Origin of the sequence: Protofrankia sp. CiP3, assembly GCF_917627345.1 — a bacterium.
Classification (GTDB): domain Bacteria; phylum Actinomycetota; class Actinomycetes; order Frankiales; family Frankiaceae; genus Protofrankia.
Genome location: NZ_CAKJTM010000193.1, coordinates 1 through 4,688, shown reverse-complemented (window position 1 = coordinate 4,688; position 4,688 = coordinate 1). Strand labels below are relative to the sequence as shown.

Below are 4,688 nucleotides of genomic sequence, written 5' to 3'. Positions count from 1 at the left end.
GGGCCCGGGCGACCCGGGGGCGACCCGCGGCGCGGAGAAAGGCGCGGCGGCACCCCGGCGGCCCGCGCCGCACCGGATGACGGCCGTGCCCAGCCGCTTCGGTGAGCCCCTGGCCGGTCATGTGGGCACCGTGTGCGCGGTGGCGTTCTCGGCGGATTCGGCGCTCCTGGCCAGCGGCAGTGACGACCGGACGGTGCGGCTGTGGGACGTCGCCGGCCGCCGGCAACTGGGGCGAGCCCTGACCGCCCACCACGACCGCGTCTCCTCCGTCACGTTCGCGCCCGGCCGGCCCGTTCTGGCCAGCGCTGGCGCGGACCGTGCGGTGCGGCTGTGGGACGTGACCGATCCCGCCGAACCTCGCGCGCTGGGACGGCCGCTGCTGGCGCACACGGGCCCGGTCCACTCGGTCGCCTTCGCGCCGGACGGTCCCATCCTGGCTAGCGCTGGCCAGGACGGGATCGTGTTCCTGTGGGACCTGACCAACCCGGCCCGCCCCCACCGCCTCGCCGCCTTGGAGATCGCCAGCCCAGCGCGAGGCGTCGCGTTCGCGCCCGTCGGGACGCTGCTGGCCGTCGCCGCCCACGACATGTCTGTGCGGGTCATCGACACCGCCGAGGCGCGCGGCGCCGGGCCGGCCCGGTTCGTCGCCGATGCCGCGGGCACCGTGCGGCCCCGTCGGCCCGGGGGCGAGTCGACAACGCCGAGCTCCACGCTGACTGGCCACTTCGGCCGGGTCTTCGCCGTCGCGTTCTCCCCGGACGCCACGCTGCTTGCCAGCGGCAGCGCCGATCACTCGGTCCGCCTGTGGGACGTCGGGGAGGGCGCCGCTCCGCGCCCGCGTGGCGGCGCGCTGATCGAGCACGCCGGCTGGGTCCACTCGGTCGCGTTCTCCCCGGACGGAACATTGCTGGCAAGCGGCGCCGCGGATCGCTTCGTGCGGCTCTGGGACGTCACCGACCGCGCCTCCCCCCGCCTGCTTGGCACGCCCCTGCGCTGGCACATGGGCGGCGTCTGGTCGGTCGCCTTCTCGCCGGACGGACGCATGCTCGCGAGCGCCGGCATCGACGGGAAGGTCCAGCTCTGGCGGTGACGTGACGCCGGGACGCCTCTCCCGCGATCGCCGCGTGCCGAGGTGCCCGTCGGATTCCGTCACGCCAAGAGCGCCGAGGCCACCCTGTCCCGACCACCCGCCGTCATCGGTGATCAGAGTGTTCGGAGCTCGCCCTGATGATCGGCAGGCGGGTCGTCCGGAGACGACTTACGCCAGGCCGTCAGGCAGCGGCCGATCTCAGGAGAACACGGTGGCGTTGCGGGCCGCCTAGGCGGCGAACGTGGCCGGCGGACGACCGAGGACGCGCTCGACGTCGGGACTGACTGTCTGGAGGCGGGCCGGCGGGGCGCCCAGAACATCCAGTGTGCGGTCGGCGATTCTCAACGATGTCGGCCTGACGATCGACGAACTCGCCGCCAAGCAGCCGCGCCGACGACGGCGGCGACCAAATGGATCCGGGTCAAGCGGACATCAGGCTGGCCGCGACCGTCGCCCCGAGTTCCCAGCATGCCTCGCGTCCAGCGGCATCCACCTCGCCGACGATCGACAGGGGCTCGCGCAGACGCTTCCACCTCAACCCGGTCGCGATGGTCTCGACCCCGCGGATCGCTCCGGTCGTGTCGCTGTTGCCGTGCACGTACAACGCATACGGACGGCCGACGGTCGCATCGAGGCACGGGTAGTACACAGTGTCGCAGATTTCACTGGAACTCGGGTACGTCGCGCGGCTACGCTACGTGTCAGCAACTCGCCCTTCCAGATCGTGTCGATGGCGGTCCGCCCCGGAAGCCGCGCTGTGATCAGCCAGCTTCCGGCCGCGTCCCGCCCTTCGGCGAGCACCGCCGGGACCGGCGTGAAAGGCGCGGCCCAGCGCGGACGAGACGCTTCGCCATCAGGTTGCGCCCGTGTCCCAGTGCCCATCTGAGGATCACCAACGTCGACGGGTACTGTGGCCGACCGGGCCAGGCGCCATCGGCCGTCGGGCGGCATCTGGCCCCCGCTACGGTGAGCCAACGTTCGTCGTGGATTCCGTAGAGTTGCGATCAGTGGCCGACGACCCGGGAGGGGTGGTGGGTGGTGGCTCGCGCGTTCGGCACAGCCGGCCCGTGCGTGCCCGGCAAGCACTTCATGATCCCGGCGTCCGCGCGGCTCCCTGAGGTGCCCGACCTGGTGGCCAGAGAGGACTACTTCGTCCTGCATGCCCCACGCCAGACCGGCAAGACGACAGCGCTTCAGGCCCTCGCCACCGACCTGACCACGAGCGGCCACTACGCGGCCGTCGTGCTGTCGATGGAAGCCGGGCGGCCCTGGCCGGATGACATCGGCGCCGCCACCCGGGCAATCCTCGGACGTGCCCGGCGCACCGCGCGGACCAACCTGCCGGTCGAGCTGCGCCCGCCGCCCTGGCCGGACAGCTGGGACGAGGCACTCCTGTCCGAGGCGTTTGCTGCCTGGGCCGAGGCGTGCCCGAAGCCGCTGGTGCTGTTTCTCGACGAGATCGACGCGCTGAGCGGACGGACCCTACTCAGCGTCCTCGGTCAGCTGCGCGACGGCTACCGCGACCGACCTTCCGGCTTCCCCTCCTCGATCGCCCTCTGCGGCCTTCGCGACGTCCGCGACTACAAGATCGACTCCGGTGGCGACCCTACGAGGCTGACCTCGCCCAGCCCGTTCAACATCAAGGTGACATCCCTCCGGCTGAGCGACTTCACCCTCGACGAGGTCCGCGCCCTCTACGCGCAGCACACCGCCGACACCGGTCAGGAGTTCACCGTCCAGGCCGTGGAGTACGTCTACGCGCTGACGATGGGCCAGCCGTGGCTGGTCAACGCGCTCGCCCACGAGATCGTCGACCGTATGAAGCTCCCCCCGGCGACGACGATCACCGCCGACCACGTCGACCAGGCCGACGAGCGGCTCGTCGTCGCGCGGGAGACACACCTGGACTCCCTGCTCGACCGCCTCCGCGACCCCCGCGTCCGCCGCATCATCGAGCCGATCCTCGCAGGCGCGGAGATCAGGTTCGGCCCCTTCTCCGACGACCTCGCCTACACCACCGACCTCGGCCTGATCCGACGCACCGCGTCGACGGTGGAGATCGCCAACCCCATCTACCGCAATGTGATTACGCGGGTTCTCGCCGACGGACTGTTCGACGGCGTGACCGGCGCGCCACAGCCGCGCTCGTTCGTTCTGGCTGACGGCCGTCTGGACCTTCCCGGACTGCTCACCCGCTTCACCGAGTTCTGGCACCGGACCGAGGATGTCCTCGAAGCCGACGAGCCCTATCGTGAAGTGACACCCCACGTCACGCTGCTTGGATACCTCGACCGTGCCATCAATGGCAGCGGCTTCGTCGACCGCGAATACGGCGTGGGCCGCGGCGCCATGGATCTACTCATTCGCTGGAACCACACCAGGCCCGACGGCAGACCCACCGTCCAACGCGAGGCACTGGAGATCAAGACCCACCGCCCCGGCGACACCGACCCGACCCAAGCCGGCATCCGCCAACTCGACGGCTACCTGCTACGCCTCGGCCTCCCCGCCGGACATCTCGTGATCTTCGATCAGCGGCCCGCCGAACGCAAACGCGTGGAAACCGAAGCGGGCACCCGAACCGTCGCCAGCCCCAATGGACAGACCATCACAGTGGTGCGCATCTGACGAGGACGGGGTCTGGTGCGCACACGCCCAGATGCGTCCCGGTGGGGAGCCTACTGCGGTTCAGGGTGCGGCGTGTACGAGGCGCTGGGCGACCCGCGCCTGTCCGCCTGACGATCGACGAACTCGCTCCGACCAGGACTCGACACGGGTCACGTCGGCATCAGGCTGGCCGCGACCGTCGGCCCCGAGTTCTCGGCATACCTCTCGATCGTTCGCGTCCGGCGTGCCGAGTACCGTTACCGGCTCGTGTAGCCGTTTCCACTTCAGGCCCGTGGCGATCGTCTCCACCGCTGGGACACCCGGCCCACCACCCGACACCTCAGATGACCCAATTGGCGGTCGCTCTAGCCCTGTCTTCCGCACATGGGGTTTCGATGGGTTGACCGGCCTGGTTTCCGGTCAAGGCGGGCGGGTTGGGTCGACACCGAGAATGGTGAGGAGGTGCTGGTGCAGAGCCGATGGGCGGGGGATGTAGGCGGGCTGGTCCCCGGTGGCGGGCACGAGGCGCAGCCTGCTCAGTGTGCTGAACAGCAGTGCGCCGGTGGGGCGGGCGGGCGGGCCGGCGTAGAGGCCGGGGATCTTCCCGTCGGGGCCGGCACCGAGCCGTGTCTGGCGCTCGATCAGCGAGAAGATGAGCAGGGCCAGGCAGATGACGTGGATGAGCGCGTGGATCCGCTGGTTGGAGTGCAGGAACATCGGTGTGACCGCGAGTGGGCCCTTGAACGTGCCGTAGCGACGTTCAAGGAGCAAGCCGCACTGCGCACATAAAACTCCCTGATATGGGGCGGGGTCAAACGGTCGTAGCGACGCTCCGATAGGATGATCTCGGCAACGTCGACAGACTGGATGGTGGATGGCCCTGCGCGAGGTGTTGAAAATCGAGGAGCGAGAAATCATCTCCCGGGAACTGAGCCGATACAAGTCGGCGCGGCATATCGGGCAGATGCTCGGCCGGCACCATTCGACAATA

At 70.0% G+C, this 4,688-nt stretch carries 5 protein-coding genes; 3 read left to right on the top strand and 2 right to left on the bottom strand.

The genetic code is table 11. The features are described 5' to 3' along the window. The coding region (locus tag MJ797_RS25980; RefSeq protein ID WP_239342259.1) for a WD40 repeat domain-containing protein at positions 1–1,090 on the top strand (1,090 nt) is incomplete at its 5' end. Between the two features lie 421 nt (positions 1,091–1,511). Here MJ797_RS25980 and MJ797_RS25975 read toward each other — a convergent pair. Further along, positions 1,512–1,739, bottom strand: a complete 228-nt coding sequence (locus MJ797_RS25975) for a flavodoxin (RefSeq protein WP_239342258.1) — start codon at positions 1,737–1,739, stop codon at positions 1,512–1,514. Positions 1,740–2,128: 389 nt separating this feature from the next. Here MJ797_RS25975 and MJ797_RS25970 point away from each other — a divergent pair, with 389 nt between their 5' ends. Then, on the top strand, positions 2,129–3,718 hold the full coding sequence (locus MJ797_RS25970) for an ATP-binding protein (RefSeq protein WP_239342257.1): 1,590 nt from the start codon (positions 2,129–2,131) through the stop codon (positions 3,716–3,718). Between the two features lie 399 nt (positions 3,719–4,117). Here MJ797_RS25970 and MJ797_RS25965 read toward each other — a convergent pair whose 3' ends face one another. Further along, a complete protein-coding gene (locus MJ797_RS25965) occupies positions 4,118–4,468 on the bottom strand; it encodes a hypothetical protein (protein ID WP_239342256.1) in 351 nt (116 codons plus the stop codon). Between the two features lie 103 nt (positions 4,469–4,571). On the opposite strand from MJ797_RS25965, the gene MJ797_RS27120 reads away from it, so the two are divergent. Further along, positions 4,572–4,688, top strand: a 117-nt coding sequence (locus tag MJ797_RS27120) for a helix-turn-helix domain-containing protein (RefSeq protein ID WP_255739513.1), incomplete at its 3' end; no start/stop codon positions are given.